This window comes from Nonomuraea spiralis (assembly GCF_014648435.1).
In the GTDB taxonomy this organism is placed as follows: Bacteria; Actinomycetota; Actinomycetes; order Streptosporangiales; family Streptosporangiaceae; genus Nonomuraea; species Nonomuraea spiralis.
Genome location: NZ_BMRC01000025.1, coordinates 1 through 13,845, shown reverse-complemented (window position 1 = coordinate 13,845; position 13,845 = coordinate 1). Strand labels below are relative to the sequence as shown.

16 protein-coding genes are annotated in these 13,845 nt (G+C 69.8%); 10 read left to right on the top strand and 6 right to left on the bottom strand.

Features of this window, described 5'->3' with window-relative positions; genetic code table 11:
* The first annotated feature begins 154 nt into the window (after positions 1-154).
* Together IEZ27_RS40670 and IEZ27_RS40665 are read left to right on the top strand one after the other, a co-directional pair.
* On the top strand, positions 155-1,069 hold the full coding sequence (locus tag IEZ27_RS40670; RefSeq protein ID WP_189652129.1) for a ketopantoate reductase family protein: 915 nt from the start codon (positions 155-157) through the stop codon (positions 1,067-1,069).
* Positions 1,066-1,422, top strand: a complete 357-nt coding sequence (locus tag IEZ27_RS40665; protein WP_189652128.1) for an ArsR/SmtB family transcription factor — start codon at positions 1,066-1,068, stop codon at positions 1,420-1,422. Before IEZ27_RS40670 ends, IEZ27_RS40665 begins: the two co-directional genes overlap by 4 nt.
* A 159-nt stretch (positions 1,423-1,581) precedes the next feature.
* Here IEZ27_RS40665 and IEZ27_RS40660 read toward each other — a convergent pair whose 3' ends face one another.
* Positions 1,582-2,877, bottom strand: a complete 1,296-nt coding sequence (locus tag IEZ27_RS40660) for an FAD-dependent monooxygenase (RefSeq protein ID WP_189652127.1) — start codon at positions 2,875-2,877, stop codon at positions 1,582-1,584.
* 71 nt (positions 2,878-2,948) lie between these two features.
* Between IEZ27_RS40660 and IEZ27_RS40655 the strand changes: the two genes are divergently transcribed.
* Entirely contained in the window at positions 2,949-3,518 is a 570-nt protein-coding gene (locus IEZ27_RS40655) for a TetR/AcrR family transcriptional regulator C-terminal domain-containing protein (protein ID WP_189652126.1), read from the top strand.
* A gap of 103 nt (positions 3,519-3,621) precedes the next feature.
* Here the strand turns inward: IEZ27_RS40655 and IEZ27_RS40650 are convergent, their stop codons facing one another.
* Both IEZ27_RS40650 and IEZ27_RS54450 read right to left on the bottom strand, forming a co-directional pair.
* Entirely contained in the window at positions 3,622-3,780 is a 159-nt protein-coding gene (locus IEZ27_RS40650) for a hypothetical protein (RefSeq protein WP_189652125.1), read from the bottom strand.
* Positions 3,781-3,881: 101 nt separating this feature from the next.
* Positions 3,882-4,052 carry a hypothetical protein gene (locus tag IEZ27_RS54450; RefSeq protein WP_229824783.1) on the bottom strand — a complete coding sequence of 57 codons (171 nt, stop codon included), beginning with the start codon at positions 4,050-4,052 and terminating at the stop codon, positions 3,882-3,884.
* Positions 4,053-4,154: 102 nt separating this feature from the next.
* Here IEZ27_RS54450 and IEZ27_RS54445 point away from each other — a divergent pair, with 102 nt between their 5' ends.
* Positions 4,155-4,445 (top strand): TetR-like C-terminal domain-containing protein, encoded by a 291-nt coding sequence (locus IEZ27_RS54445; RefSeq protein WP_229824782.1) that lies wholly within the window; start codon positions 4,155-4,157, stop codon positions 4,443-4,445.
* A gap of 403 nt (positions 4,446-4,848) precedes the next feature.
* Here IEZ27_RS54445 and IEZ27_RS40640 read toward each other — a convergent pair whose 3' ends face one another.
* On the bottom strand, positions 4,849-5,436 hold the full coding sequence (locus IEZ27_RS40640; protein WP_189652124.1) for a TetR/AcrR family transcriptional regulator: 588 nt from the start codon (positions 5,434-5,436) through the stop codon (positions 4,849-4,851).
* Between the two features lie 164 nt (positions 5,437-5,600).
* Here IEZ27_RS40640 and IEZ27_RS40635 point away from each other — a divergent pair, with 164 nt between their 5' ends.
* Positions 5,601-8,693, top strand: a complete 3,093-nt coding sequence (locus IEZ27_RS40635; RefSeq protein ID WP_189652123.1) for a bifunctional cytochrome P450/NADPH--P450 reductase — start codon at positions 5,601-5,603, stop codon at positions 8,691-8,693.
* Positions 8,694-8,704: 11 nt separating this feature from the next.
* Here IEZ27_RS40635 and IEZ27_RS40630 read toward each other — a convergent pair whose 3' ends face one another.
* Positions 8,705-8,866, bottom strand: coding sequence for a hypothetical protein (locus tag IEZ27_RS40630; RefSeq protein WP_189652122.1), 162 nt, complete (start codon positions 8,864-8,866; stop codon positions 8,705-8,707).
* Positions 8,867-8,959: 93 nt separating this feature from the next.
* Here IEZ27_RS40630 and IEZ27_RS40625 point away from each other — a divergent pair, with 93 nt between their 5' ends.
* The 5 genes from IEZ27_RS40625 to IEZ27_RS40605 all read left to right on the top strand — a co-directional run bounded on the left by IEZ27_RS40625 (position 8,960) and on the right by IEZ27_RS40605 (position 13,332).
* On the top strand, positions 8,960-9,865 hold the full coding sequence (locus IEZ27_RS40625; protein ID WP_189652121.1) for an LLM class flavin-dependent oxidoreductase: 906 nt from the start codon (positions 8,960-8,962) through the stop codon (positions 9,863-9,865).
* Between the two features lie 51 nt (positions 9,866-9,916).
* Positions 9,917-11,341, top strand: a complete 1,425-nt coding sequence (locus IEZ27_RS40620) for an FAD-binding oxidoreductase (protein ID WP_229824781.1) — start codon at positions 9,917-9,919, stop codon at positions 11,339-11,341.
* A complete protein-coding gene (locus tag IEZ27_RS55660) occupies positions 11,341-11,481 on the top strand; it encodes a hypothetical protein (protein WP_189652120.1) in 141 nt (46 codons plus the stop codon). Before IEZ27_RS40620 ends, IEZ27_RS55660 begins: the two co-directional genes overlap by 1 nt.
* A 316-nt stretch (positions 11,482-11,797) precedes the next feature.
* On the top strand, positions 11,798-12,208 hold the full coding sequence (locus IEZ27_RS40610; RefSeq protein WP_189652119.1) for a RidA family protein: 411 nt from the start codon (positions 11,798-11,800) through the stop codon (positions 12,206-12,208).
* Between the two features lie 191 nt (positions 12,209-12,399).
* Entirely contained in the window at positions 12,400-13,332 is a 933-nt protein-coding gene (locus IEZ27_RS40605) for an alpha/beta hydrolase (protein WP_229824780.1), read from the top strand.
* On the opposite strand, the gene IEZ27_RS40600 is transcribed toward IEZ27_RS40605, so the two are convergent.
* Positions 13,289-13,612: a hypothetical protein gene (locus IEZ27_RS40600; RefSeq protein ID WP_189652118.1), complete on the bottom strand. Its 324-nt coding sequence runs from the start codon at positions 13,610-13,612 to the stop codon at positions 13,289-13,291. The two genes, IEZ27_RS40605 and IEZ27_RS40600, sit on opposite strands and share 44 nt — an antisense overlap.
* Positions 13,613-13,845: the final 233 nt, after the last annotated feature.

Sequence of the window (13,845 nt, the reverse complement as noted above, 5' to 3'; positions counted from 1 at the left end):
TTGACCGGAACCCCTGGATCATGGGCGGCGGGGCTGCTGGCCGACCGCGAGCCGGGGCCGGGGAAACCTGATCGAAGGGGCCGTATGCGGACACTGGCGGCTTCTGTCAGGATGATGCTCCATGCATCCAAATATTTAGATCTATGGAGCGTAAATGTCGAAGGTGCTGATTGTCGGGGCCGGGGCGTTGGGGCAGGTGTTCGGGGCGTGGCTGGCCGCGGCCGGGGCCCAGGTCAGCTATCTCGTGAGGCCGGGCCGGGAGGGCTGGGAGGGGGCGTCGCTGTACCGGCTCCGGTGGGGGCGGGCTCCGGTGAGTGAGCGGATCGTGCCGTACGAGGTGATCAGCGAGCCGCCCCGCGTACGGTGGGACATGGTGTGGCTCTGCGTGGACTCGCCCGCGCTGCGCGGCGAGTGGACGAATGCGCTGCGCGCGGTGACCGGCACGGCCACGGTGGTCACCATCGGGCAGGATTCGGGCGATCTGCGCACCCTTGCCCGTGTTTGGCCGCAGGAGCAGATCGTCCAGGTGACCCCGACGCTGCTCGCCTACCAGGCGCCGCTGGAGCGGGAGGTCCCCGGGCCGGGGGTGGCGTACTGGGTGCCGCCGGGTTCGGCGACGGGCGTCACCGGAGCGCGCGCCCCGCAGGTCGTCGCGGCGCTCCGGGCCGGTGGCGTACGGGCCAGGCGGGTGACGCGGGCCGGCACGGGGGAGCTCACCGCCGCCCGGATGATCCCCTACATCGCCGAGCTGGAGTCCTCCGGCTGGCGGCTGCCCGCGTCGAGCAGGGGGTTGCGGCGTGCCGCTGCGGCCGTCCGGGAGGCCGTCGCCGTGGTCTCCGCCCAGTACGGGCTGCGTGCTTCCCTCGCCGTTCCGTCCTGGGTGGTGGGCCTGGGGTTGCGCGTGCTGCCGTGGCTGCTCCCCTTCGACCTGCGGCGCTACCTGGAGACGCATTTCACGAAGGTGAGCGTGCAGACGCGGATGATGCTGGACGGCTGGATCGCCGAAGGCGCCGCCAGGGCGCTGCCGGTCGGCGGGCTGTCCGCCGTGCGCGACAGGCTGCCCGCATGAGCGGCTCGATCGACGCCCGGGACGTCCTCGCGCTGTTCGCGCGGACCCGGCCGCTGTTCACCGCCCTGGGGGACGAGCGCAGGCAGGAGATCGTCGTCCACCTCCTGGAGTCGGCGGCCCCGCGCAGCGTCGGCGACATCGCCGCGCACCTGGAGCTGTCCCAGCCCGCGACCTCCCACCATCTCAAGATCCTGCGCGACGCGGGTCTGCTGACGGTGCGCCGCAAGGGCACCCTGCGCCTGTACGACCTCAACGCCACGGCCTATCCGGATCTCCTGACCCCGATGCGCGACCTCATCACGTTGATCATCTCTTGCGCGTCCGATCTAGGGGAACAGCCGAACGGCCGGTAGCGCCATGAGCCGTGCGGTACGGCAGGACGAGAAGCTGCGCGGAAGTTCGAGGCTCGTCCGGCGGCGCCGCCGTCACCGATGAGGCCATGCTGTCCACTGTCCTTGGCATCGCGATCCAACGCCGTGAACACGGCGCTACACCAGCCGGGAGATCTGGCGTTATCGCAGGTCAGAAGCGGCTTCGTTGAAGATTTCTGGCTTGCTGCCGGGATCCCTGATCGGCGCCGGGTTCTCGGGGAGCTGCCAGCTGCCGCCGCGGTCCTCCTTGGAGAAGCGCGCGGCGAGGTCGGGAAGGTGCAGGAAGCAGGCCAGCGCGGTGGCGGCCTGGAAGGCGTCGATCGCACGCTGGGTCATCGGCATGCCCAGGCGTAGGAGACGCGGATTCACCTCGCCTTGGATCTTGTCGACGAAGGGCCGCAGCACGCTGTCGTAGTTCGCCAGTGCGGTCGGCAGGTCGCCCGGGTGCCGGTTGATCTCGCCGGCCAGGACGTAGGCGCCCACCAGGCCGCCGGAGACGCCCATGCCGCTGTAGGGGGAGGCGCAGTGGGCGGCGTCGCCGGCCAGGACCACGCGGCCCTTGGACCAGGTGCCGGTTCGGACCTGGACGATCTCCTGGGAGTAGAAGAAGGGGCTCGTTCGCATGCCGTCGATGAAGCGCTCGGTCTGCCAGCCCGCGTCGCGGAACCTGCTCGCCCAGAACTTCTGCTGGTGTTCGACGGGTTCCCGGTGGATCGCCGAGGCTTCCTCGGATTCCTCCCGCATCACGAAGTACACCTGGGTCTCGGTCGGGTTGTGGCTGCGGCGCATGATCTGACGGCCGCCCGGGACCATGTAGGTGTCCCGGATGTTGCTGTCGGACGCGATGCGCGGGACGAACCAGTAGGCCATGTGGATGCCGACCCGCCAGTACGGGTCGCAGCCCGCGGGGAGGATCGCCCACCGGATGCGTGATCCCTGGCCGTCCGCGCCGACCAGGAGGTCGAACTCACCGCAGGACCCGTCGGAGAAGTGTGCGACGACCTTCCGTTCGTCCTGTTCGAAGCCGTCCACGCTCACGCCGAAGACGTACTCGGCGTCGTCCTTCGAGGCGTCGTGCAGAATGCGTACCAGGTCGCCGCGCATGATCTCGTACTCGGAGGTGAGGGTCTGCCGGCCCTGGCCGGAGGTGTTGGCCATGATCGTCGCCTTGGTCCTGCCGCGCGCGTCGACGAAGGCGACGCCCGCCTCGTCCACCAGCTTGCCGCGGACGGCGTCAAGAAGGCCCATCCGTTCGACGGCCTCGATGCCCTGTCCTCGGAGGTCGACCTGTGCCCCGGTGGCCCGCAGGACCGGGAAGCGTTCGACGACGGTCACCCTGTGGCCGCCCCGCGTGAGCCAGAATGCCAGCGCCTGGCCCGCTATCCCGCCGCCGGTGACGAGGACTCGCAGGGGGCGCGCTCCTGATCGGTTGGCCATATCTCATCTCCAAAAATCTATCAGTGAATGATTCCTCTCCAGAGTCATCTATCAGTGATAGATTTGTCAACGTGACCAAGGTGAACCGCGAGATCGTCGTCTCCGAAGCACTCGACCTGCTCGACGAGGTCGGGCTGGACACGGTCAGTACGCGGCGGCTGGCGAAGCGGCTGGGCGTCGAACAGCCCTCCCTCTACTGGTACTTCCGTACCAAGAAGGACCTTCTCGCCGCCATGGCGGAGGCGGCGATGGCACCGCACTCGGCTGCCCGGCTGCCGACGCCCGACGACGACTGGCGCGACTGGTTCCTGGACAACACGCGAAGCTTCCGGCGTACCCTGCTGATGCGCAGGGACGGCGCACGCCTCCACGCGGGCAGCGCCCCCGCCAACGACCTCGACCGGATCCGCCGCAAGATGGACTTCCTGATCAGCTCCGGAGTGCCCGAGCGGGACGCCCAGATGGCGATGCTGGCCGCCGGTCGGTTCACGGTCGGCAGCGTCCTGGAGGAACAGGCGGACGCCGGCTCGGATCGGCCGGCGGACATGCCTGTGATCGACCACGAGTCGGCGTTCGAGGCCGGCCTGACCCTCATCCTGGACGGCCTGGTGCACCGCACCGCAACGCGGAACGTCCAATGAACCCATGCGATCGGGGGAGTGAGGACCGGGTCGTCTTCTAGGAGGACCCCGGGCACCTCCAACCCCTTCATGCCGTACGGGTGTGGCGTGGTCTGCCGCGAGGTCAGCGGCCTGCGGGCTGGGTCAGGCCGCCGTTGACCTCGATCACCTGGCCGGTCATGAACGCGTTGGTCGCGGCCGGCAGCACCGCCTGGGCCACGTCCTCGGCCTGGCCGATCTTGCCGACCGGCAGCGCGGCTCGCGCCGAGGAGGCGGTGGTCAAGGTGACCGAGCCGTTCTCGGCCAGCCAGGCGGGCCGGCGCGCCGAACAGGTAGAACCGTGCCACGGTGGTGCCGCCGCCGGCGGTGGGTCTCCCGTTCGCCTCAATCGGCTCCGAACAGCTTGGCCGCCTCGCGTCCGTGCTGCTGGTTGTCGGTCACGTACGGGCGGATCTGCCGCTCGTAGGCGGCGAAGGCGGTGGCGTGGTCGCCGCCGGACTCCGCCAGCCGCCGGGCGAGGGCGTGCGCACCGACGAGAGCCTGGGAGGTTCCCATGCCGGACGTCGGCGCGGCGCAGTAGCCGGCGTCAGTAAGACGACCCTCTACAAGTGGTGGCCTTCGCGCGGCGCGCTGGCGCTGGACGGCTACTTCCACGCGGTGCAGAACACGCTTGCCTTCGACGACACGACCAGCGTCCGCGAGGACCTGCGCCGCCAGTTGCACTCCTTCGCCGAGGTCATGGGGACCCCGGGCGGGCGGGCGCTGCGCCAGCTGATCGGGCAGTCACAGACGGACGGCGACCTTGCCACCGCCTACCGGGCGCTGTACTCCTCCGGCCGGCGCGAGCTCGCCTACTGGCGGCTCGCGCCCGCCCAGGACATCGGTGAGATCCGCGCGGACGTCGACGCGCTCGTGGACAACCTCTTCGACGGAATCGCCCCACGATAGAAGGGGGCCGGAGAGAATCGTGTCATAAGCTGCAAACGGCGCAGCTCATGCTGATCACCTTGCCCAATCATGCGGGTGACATCGTGGCATTCCCGATCTCACCGTAGGCGCGCCTGCTGGTGTGCCGGCAGGCCGGTCAGCGGGCCTCTGATGACCCGGGCCGATGGCCGGCGGCTGGGTCTGGCGTGGCCGCAGAGTGCGCTCACCGATGCCGCGTTCGCCGCCGGTCCCAGTCGGTCCCAGTCGGTCCCAGTCGGTCCCAGTCGGTCACGGGCCGAGAGCCTGCTGACCTGCGGCGTGGAACGGTGCGGCCGCCCGAATCCGGCCGGAGTGCCGTTACGACCGGGCCGCAACGATCAGGACGGATCCGCCAGGCCTGTGGAGTGCCCGTGTCACTGCTCCCTCATGGTGGTGCGAGCCAGTGGCGGGTGAGGTCGTGGACGACCGTCAGCCAGCGTTGTGATTGCTCTCCGGTGGCGATCGCGTCCGCGGCGCTGTGCAGGACGCTGAACAGGATCGTGGCCGCGATATGCGGGTCCACCGGGCGGAACGCGCCCTCGTCCATGCCTCGGTGCAACGCCTTGGCGATGGCGGCGACGGTGTCCTGCTGCCCTTCGTCCATGGGCCCGAGCGCTGAGTTGGAGTGGAAGACCGCGGCGTGGAGCCCACCCTGCCTGGCGATGGCCTCGATGGCCGCGGCGCATTCGGCGTCGAGGGTGGCCCACCAGTCGATCGGCTCAGTGGATTCGGTGAGCCGTTGGAACCGGTCCACGTAGTCACGCAGCACGCGGTTGCGCACCGCGACGAGCATCTCCTCCCATGAGGAGAAGTAGACGTAGAACGTGCCCTTGGCGGCGTCGGCTTCGGCGGTGACGGCCTGAACCCAGTTGGTCACATCCTGTCCGGAGTCCAGGAGCCGGATGGCGGCATCGATCAGTTCGCCGCGCCTGGCCTCGGGGGAGAGGCGGCGCCGGCTCCTAGAGCTAACCATCGCACCAGGGTAACCGGCCGTCGGAGCCGCATCCGATACCACTCCGGATCGCGGGGAGCGGGGCTGACAAGCCGCCCGGCGTCCGGCACCGGCGGCCCTTGACATACTGACCTCGGGTCAGTATTACTGACCCGAGGTCAATATAACGCTCTGAGGAGGGACGCATGTCAGCGACCATTGATGGCCCCAAGGGCCTGCCCGTGTTCGGCAACGCGCTACAGATCCCCAAGGACGCGCCCAACGCCTACCTGTCCGAGCTGGCCCGGCACTACAAGGAGGGCGTCTTCCAACTCGACCTGCTGGGCCGTACCGTGCTGTTCGTCTCCGACCCCGATCTGGTCGCCGAGGCGTGCGACGAGAGCCGCTTCTACAAGCCGATCGAACGGGCGCTGGCGGTCGTGCGCGACTTTGCCGGCGATGGCCTGTTCACCGCCCGTGAGGACGAGCCGGTCTGGGGGCACGCGCACCGCATCCTGATGCCCGCCTTCAGCCGGCGCTCGATGAAGGCGTACTTTCCGCAGATGCTGGAGATCTGCGAGGAGCTGATCGCCTCTTGGGAGAGCCGGCAGGGCGAGGACCTCAGCGTCGCCGACGACATGACCCGGCTGACCCTGGACGTGATCTCCCTGACCGGGTTCGACTACCGGTTCAACTCCTTCCGATCGCCCGAGCTCCACCCCTTTCTGCAGGCGATGGGACGCTCGCTGACCGAGGCGATGCTCCGCAACGGCCAGCTGCCGTTGGTCACCAGCCTGAAGAGGAAGCAGGAGGCGGCGTACCGGGCCGACATCGCGCTCATGCAGGAGCTGGTCGACGACGTCATCCGCCGCCGCCGCGAATCGGGCGGCAAGGGGACCGGTGACCTGCTCGGCCTGATGCTGGAGGCCGCCGATCCCAAGACCGGGGAGCGGCTGTCGGACGAGAACATCCGCAACCAGGTGCTGACCTTCCTCATCGCCGGACACGAGACCACCAGCGGGCTGCTCTCCTTCGCGCTGTACAACCTGCTGCGCAACCCGCACGTGCTGGCCCAGGCCTACGCCGAGGTCGACCGCCTGCTGCCGGGCGACACGGTGCCGACCTACGAGACGATCATGAAGCTGGACGTGATCCCGCGCGTCCTGGACGAGACCCTGCGAATCTGGTCCCCGATCCCCGTCTTCGGCGTCAAGTCCCGCCACGACACCACACTCGGCCCCTTCGACGTGCCCGCCGGCCGCAACGTGGTGATCCTGCTGGAGCCACTGCATCGCCACCCCAAGGCATGGGAGCGGCCCGAGGAGTTCGACATCGACCGCTGGCTGCCCGAGCGCAAGAAGGAGCACCATCCGAGCGCCTACAAGCCGTTCGGCAACGGCGAGCGTGCCTGCATCGGGCGGCAGTTCGCCCTGGCCGAGGCACGGCTGGCCCTGGCCATGCTCCTGCGGCGCTTCGCGATCTCCGACCGCGACGCCTACCGCATGAAGGTCAAGCAGACGCTCACGCTCAAACCGGAGGACTTCACCATCCAGGTCCGGGCCCGCAAGCGACACGAAAGAGGACACTTCGCCCCGGAGGTGACCGAGCAGGTCGAGGAGTCCACGGTCGCCGTCTCCGGCGTGGCGCTCACCGTGGCGTACGGCTCCAACCTCGGCACCTCGGCCGACATCGCCGAGCGGCTGGCGGAGCGGGCCGGGCGGTCCGGCTTCACCGTGACCCTCACCAGCCTGGACGAGCTTCAGGCACCGTCGGGCGGCGCGCTGGTCGTGGTCACCTCCACCTACAACGGCAAGGCCCCCGACAACGCGCAGGCCTTCGACGCCGGCGAGATCAGCGGCTTCGAGGGGGTACGGCTGGCGCTGCTCGGTGTCGGCAACACCACGTGGCCGACGTACCAGGGCTTCCCCCGGCGGGCCTTCGACAAGCTGGTCGGGGCGGGAGCCGTACCGCTGGTCGAGCGCGGCGAGGCCGACGCCGACGGCGACTTCGACGGGGACGTCTCGGCGTGGACGGCCGAGCTGTGGGCGGCTCTGGCCAAGGAGTACGGCGCGACCTCCGCCGACGCCGGACCGCGCTACGACATGGAGGTCCTGACCGAGGCCGACGTCCGGCCCGCCGTCGTCTCCGCGCAGGCCGTGCCGCTGACCGTGGTGGCCAACGAGGAGCTGACGGGCGATCCGACCGGGTTGTGGGACTTCTCGCTGGAGGCGCCGCGGCCTGGAGTGCGCTCGATCGTGGCCTCGCTGCCCGAAGGGGTCGCCTACACCGCGGGCGACCATGTGGCCATCTTCGCCAAGAACGATCCCGGGCTGGTGGAGTGGGCGCTGCGGACCCTGCGGGTGCCGCGCGAGCAGGTCGTACGGCTGCACGCCCGCGGCAACACCCACCTGCCGGTCGGCACCCCCGTGACGGCTGGGCTGCTGTTGTCGGAGTTCGCCGAGCTGCAGCAGGTCGCCACCCGCGCCGACCTGGCGAGGCTGGCCGAGCACACCGAGTGCCCCTGGACTCTCGGGCAGCTCGACGCGCTGGACTACGCCGAGGAGATCCTGGCCAAGCGGGTCTCGGTGCTCGCGCTGCTGGAGCGCTTCCCCGCGCTCACGCTCCCGCTGCCGGTCTTCCTTGAGCTGGCCGGGCCCATCCGGCCGCGCTACTACTCGATCTCCTCCTCGCCGCTCGCCTCGCCCGGCCGGGTGCGGATCACGGTCGGGCTGGTCGAGGGCGAGGCCTGGTCGGGCAGCGGCGACTACCGTGGCATGTGCTCGGCCTACCTGGCCTCGCTCGAGCCCGGCGACGTCTTCTACGGCTACATCCGGGTGCCCGGTCCGCCCTTCCGCCTGCCCGACGACCCCGAGACGCCGGTGATCCTGATCGGGCCGGGCACGGGCTTCGCCCCGCTCCGCGGCTTCCTGGAGGAACGGGCGCTGACCGGGGGCAGTGCCGAGCTCTTCTACGGCTGCCGCCATCCCTCCCACGACTGGCTCTACCGGGACGAGGTCCAGGCGTGGGAGGCGGCCGGGGTCGTACGGGTGCACACCGCCTTCTCCGCACTCGCCGGGCACCGCTTCGTGCAGGACGCGGTGGCGGCCGAGGCGGACAGGGTCTGGGAGCTGCTGGGACGCGGGGCGCACGTCTATGTCTGCGGTGACGGGCTGCGCATGGCTCCTGCGGTACGGCAGACGCTGGCGACGATCTACGCCGAGCGGACCGGCGGCGACGGCGAGGCATGGCTGCACGGCCTGGAGGCCGAGGGACGCTATCAGCAGGACGTCTTCGCCTGATCCGGACGCGCTCACGCACCCTTGGCCGCATCGGCGTCCCGCTGTTTGAACGCGTCAGCCGCCAGGTCGCGGTCCCGGTCGGCGGGCGCCTGTTCGGCGGCGGTCAGATGGGAGATCCCCGGAGCGTGTCCGATCCGTACAAGACCGATGCCGATCTCGCTGAATATCGTCACGGCTGTGCGCCTCGGCGGGCGCATGAGGACGGCCGGAAACGGACTGTCCGAATCGTTGTGCCCGTAGTGAGATCTGGTTGAGACGGAGTACTTGTGAATATTGGAATTGGTCTGCCGATCGCCGTTCCCGGACGTCCTGCGCGGGAGGTCAAGCAGTGGGCGCAGGACAGCGAGCGCCTCGGCTTCCACTCCCTGGGATCCATCGACCGCCTGGTCTACGACATCCTTGACCCGCTGGTCTCCCTCGGCGTCGCCGCTGCGGTGACCGAGCGCGTCCAGCTGTTCACCAGCGTGCTGAACGTCGGCTGGCGGGGCAACCCGATCCTGTTCGCCAAGCAGCTCGCCACCATCGACCTGATCTCGCAGGGCCGGCTCACGGCGGGCCTGGGCATCGGGGGCTGGCCGGACGACTTCACCCTCAGCGGTGCCCCCGACAAGGGCCACGGCAAGATCTTCGACGACACCCTGACCGAAATGCGGCGCGTCTGGGACGGGGAGATCACCAGCATCTCCGGCCCCACCCCGCTGCCCGGCAAGGGCCGTCCCAAGCTGCTCATCGGCGGCCTGATCCCCGCGGGCTATGCCCGCGCCGCCCGCTTCGGCGACGGCTGGGTGGCGCCCACGCTGAGCCTGGACCTGCTGGTGAACGGCGTCCAAGGCGCCACCGAGGCATGGGCCAAGGCTGAGCGGCCCGGCAAGCCGCACATCCTCACCGGCCGCTACTTCTGCTGCGGTCCCGAGGCCGTCCAGCTCACCGACGAGTACGTGGCCCACTACTACGGCTCCAAGGAGTCGCCGTACTACGAGTCGGTCCGCGCCGACTCGCTCGACTCCGACGAGCGCCTGCTCAAGGAGCTGATCGCGTTGTCGGACGCGGGCGTCGACGACCTGGTGCTCTACCCGGCCAGCAGTTCCCTGGACCAGGTCCACCTGCTGGCCGAGGCGCTGGAACGGGTGGGGGCCCGCCGGAACCCGACCTTCGAGTTCACCACGGGCTGACCCATACCGGCCGACGCGACCACCTGAACGACGACACGTGAGGACACGCCAGTGATCGAGCAGACCCAGCCGACGGGTGGCCCCGCCCTGACCGCCGGGGCGGTGATGGCACTCGCCGACAGCGTCAAGGGCCCGGTCTTCCTCCCCGGCGACCCGGGGTACGCCGAGGAGGCGGACGGCTTCGACCGCTCCGTCGTACACCACCCGGCCGTCATCGTCGGCGCGGCGGGCGCCGACGACGTGGTGGCCGCGGTGCGCTTCGCCCGCGACCACGGCCTGGGCGTCGCCGTACAGGCCACCGGCCACGGCGTGGGACTGCCCGCCGACGGGGCCCTGCTCATCTCCACACGGCGTATGGGCGGCCACCGGATCGACCCCGAACGCCGCACCGTGCGGCTGGAGGCGGGCGCGCTGTGGCGGGAGGTCATCCCGTCCGCCGCCCGCCACGGCCTGGCCCCGCTGAACGGCTCGGCGCCGTTCGTCGGCGCCATCTCCTACACGCTGGGCGGCGGCATCGGCGTCCTGGCCCGCCGCTACGGTTACGCCGCCGACCACGTCCGCACCATCGAGGTCGTCACCGCCGACGGCGAACTGCGCACCGCCTCGGAGGAGGAGAACACCGACCTGTTCTGGGCCCTGCGCGGCGGCAAGGGCAACTTCGGCGTGGTCACCTCACTTGAGGTGGAACTGGTGGAGGTGTCGCGGATCTACGGCGGAGGCCTGTACTTCCCGGCCGAGTCCATCCGTGACGTGCTGCACTTCTACCGCACCTGGGTCACCGAGGTGCCCGACGAGCTCAGCTCCTCCTTCTTCATGATGCCCTGGCCCGATGTGCCCGAAGTCCCCGAGGAGTTGCGCGGGCGTTTCGCCATGCACCTGCGCCTGAGCTACCTCGGCTCGCCGCAGGACGGTGCCCGGCTGGTCAAGCCGCTGCGCGAGATCGCCACGCCGCTGCTCGACACGGTCACCGACATCCCGTACACCGAGGTCGGCACCATCCACAACGATCCGCCGACGCCCGGCTCGTACCACATCAACTCCTTCCAGCTCACCCACCTCGACCATGACGCCGTCGAGGCGATTCTGGCGCTGGTGGGCCCCGGGTCGGACAGCGCGGTCGGCATCGAGATCCGTCATCTCGGTGGCGCCCTCGCCCGTCCGCCGCGCCTGCCGAACGCGGTCGCGCACACCACCGCCCAGTTCCAGCTGTACTCCGCCGGTGTCCTCGGCATCGGCGAGGACCAGGCCGTATACGCCGGGCACGACCGGGTCATCAAGACCCTCGCCCCATGGAACAGCGGGACGCGCATGCTCAACTTCATGGCGGGCGTCGCCCACACCGACCCGGAGGACGTGCGCCAGGCGTTCACCCCGCAGGCGTACGAGCGGCTGGTCGCCGTCAAGACGGCCCACGACCCCGGCAACATGTTCCGCTTCAACCACAACATTCCGCCGGCGGGCGGAGGGAGCCGATGATGAACGCGGTCGACACGTCCACCGAGGAGCTGAAGCGGACCCCGGCAGCCTTCACCGACCGGGTCACCGCCGGCGGCCGCTTCGGCCGCCGCACCGAGTCCGGCCGCTACCGCCTCCTCGTCAACCGCGTGTGCCCATAGGCCCACCGCAGCGCCATCGCGCGCCGTCTTACGGGCCCGTCACCGACTCCCTCCAGGAGGTTGCCGGCGGCGTACACCACCGGGTGTGCACCGAGGAGACGGGCGGCTCCGGCTGGTCGAGCAGACGTGGGACGCGTCCTGGCCACCGGCGAGGCATACGCCCGCCTCACCCACCACAAGAAGGGCGTCAAACCCCGCCGAACCGGCCGAACAACCAGCTCAGCGGCAAGGCTCCCAGGCCAGATAAACCTGTGGCGTAACGAAAGATCCTTTGACATGGTGGCCACGTTCTTGCCTGATCCGAAGGGAAACCACCATGGGCCATGCAGTTACGTTGATCCGTTCGTTCTCCTTGTCGGACGTCGCCGAGTACGCCTACGCGGCCACGGCACCCGCCGGATCTCGCCTGATCTTCCTTGCCGGGGCCTGCCCGCTGAACAAGGACGGATCCACGGCGGCGGTTGGAGACTACGCAGGTCAGGCAGCCAAAGCCCTCGAAAACATGCAGACCGCCCTGACGGACTCCGGTGCGTCCCTGCACGACATCATCAGCACCAGGGTTCTCGTGGCGTCCAGCAGGCAGCAGGACCTGGGGGCCGCCTGGGAGGTGGTGCGGGCCTTCTTCGGCGATCACGACGTTCCCAGCACATTGATGGGCGTCACAGTGCTGGGCTATGAAGATCAACTCGTGGAGATCGAAGCCGTCGCCGCTGTGCTCGACTCCTGAGGCGGCGACACCTCCATGCGGCTTCGCGAAGGATGTCCGGCCGACCGCGTGATCTTCAACCCGTCTGAAGGATGTTGATGTTGCCCTGGTCGGCCGATCTCGCCGGTCGGATCGAGCACCGGGTGGTCGGCAGCACGGTGCTGCGCGGCAACCCGCTCGGCGACCCGTACGAACGGCCGCTGCTGGTGTAGGTGCCGCCCGGCTACGACGACGAGCCGGGGCGCCGCTACCCGACGATCTTCTGGTCACCCGGCTACGGCGGCCACGTCGGGATGGTCCTCAACCGCACGTCGTTCCGGCCGTCGTTCCCCGAACTGATCGACGCGGAGTTCGCCACGGGGGAGGCGCAGCCGGCCATCGTCGTCTACTTCGACACCTGGACCTCACTCGGCGGCAGCCAGTACCTCGACTCCCCGGCCACCGGCCGGTACCACACCTTCCTGTGCGAGGAAGTGGTGCCGTGGGTGGACGCGAACTACCGGACCGTCCCCGACCGCGACCACCGGGCGATCGCCGGCAAGTCCTCCGGCGGGTACGCCGCCATGGTCACCCCCATGCTGAGGCCCGACGTGTTCGGCGCCCTCGCCACCCACGCCGGTGACGCGCTCTTCGAGACCGGCTACCGGGCCGAACTGCCCGAACGGTTCCGGACGCTGCGCAACGAATACGGCGGATCGTACGAGAACTTCCTCGCCGACTTCCGCGGCCGCGTCGGCGGTCTCCAGCCAAGTGACCTGGAACTCATCGAGGTGTACGCCTACGCCGCGGCCTACTCGGCCGACGAGGACGGCACCGTGCACCTGCCGTTCGACGAGTTCGGAGCGATCGTCCCCGACGTCTGGCGGTGCTGGCTCGCCTGGGACCCGGTGGTCGTGGCCGTGCAGCCCGAGTACGCCGAGGCGCTGGGCTCGATGCGCGCCCTGTGGATCGACGCCGGCGACCGGGACGAGTACCACCTCGACGCCGGAGCGACGGCATTCCGGCGGGCCGCAGTCGCGGCCGGAGTGCCGGACGAGCGGATCCACTTCGAACTGTTCGACGGCGCACACGGCGGAATCGAGCACCGCCACCCCCTCGCGATCACCTGGCTGAGCAGAATGCTCGCCCCGACCGCCGCCTCCTGACAGGAGGCGACCGCGCCGACCAGCCAGCTCGTGGGACGCGGTCCAGGTCGTCGACTGTCTCCAGCCGGGACGGCTTCTTGGCCGGCCGTACGGGCAAGGATCCGGCGAACGGTTCCACGTAGTGCGTGTGCGCGGGGAGCATGACGGCGATCTCGTCGGCCGGCTTGGCCGTGCCGCCGTAGTAGGTGATCGGGGGCAGCACCGTGGCGCGGCTGACGCCGAGCCGGTCGGCGATCTGCCGGACGGTGTAGCGGCGCTTGCCGTCTGAGAGCAGGGCCATGGCCGCGGGGTATGTCGGAAATGCTCGATTTCGCACAAGATCATGCGCGTCAGGAAGGCCCTCGGGACGGCGAGCCACGCCGTTGTTGGGTCGGACCGGGGCGCCCTGCCGTGATTGCTCACGGTGGGTTTCCCCGGCCCGCCCGCCGCACCCGGCGTGCGCGTCTCCACGCACCGGGCGCTCCACGCGTCGATGCCGTTGGTCAGCCGCCTCAAGCGACTGCCGGTGTCGGG

Bases quoted from the DNA above. Each gene is read 5' to 3' on its own strand.
- IEZ27_RS40670 (WP_189652129.1), top strand. From the start codon at position 155: ATGTCGAAGGTGCTGATTGTCGGGGCCGGGGCGTTGGGGCAGGTGTTC.
- IEZ27_RS40665 (WP_189652128.1), top strand. From the start codon at position 1,066: ATGAGCGGCTCGATCGACGCCCGGGACGTCCTCGCGCTGTTCGCGCGG.
- IEZ27_RS40660 (WP_189652127.1), bottom strand. From the start codon at position 2,877: ATGGCCAACCGATCAGGAGCGCGCCCCCTGCGAGTCCTCGTCACCGGC.
- IEZ27_RS54450 (WP_229824783.1), bottom strand. From the start codon at position 4,052: ATGGGAACCTCCCAGGCTCTCGTCGGTGCGCACGCCCTCGCCCGGCGG.
- IEZ27_RS40640 (WP_189652124.1), bottom strand. From the start codon at position 5,436: ATGGTTAGCTCTAGGAGCCGGCGCCGCCTCTCCCCCGAGGCCAGGCGC.
- IEZ27_RS40635 (WP_189652123.1), top strand. From the start codon at position 5,601: ATGTCAGCGACCATTGATGGCCCCAAGGGCCTGCCCGTGTTCGGCAAC.
- IEZ27_RS55660 (WP_189652120.1), top strand. From the start codon at position 11,341: ATGAACGCGGTCGACACGTCCACCGAGGAGCTGAAGCGGACCCCGGCA.
- IEZ27_RS40610 (WP_189652119.1), top strand. From the start codon at position 11,798: ATGGGCCATGCAGTTACGTTGATCCGTTCGTTCTCCTTGTCGGACGTC.
- IEZ27_RS40600 (WP_189652118.1), bottom strand. From the start codon at position 13,612: ATGGCCCTGCTCTCAGACGGCAAGCGCCGCTACACCGTCCGGCAGATC.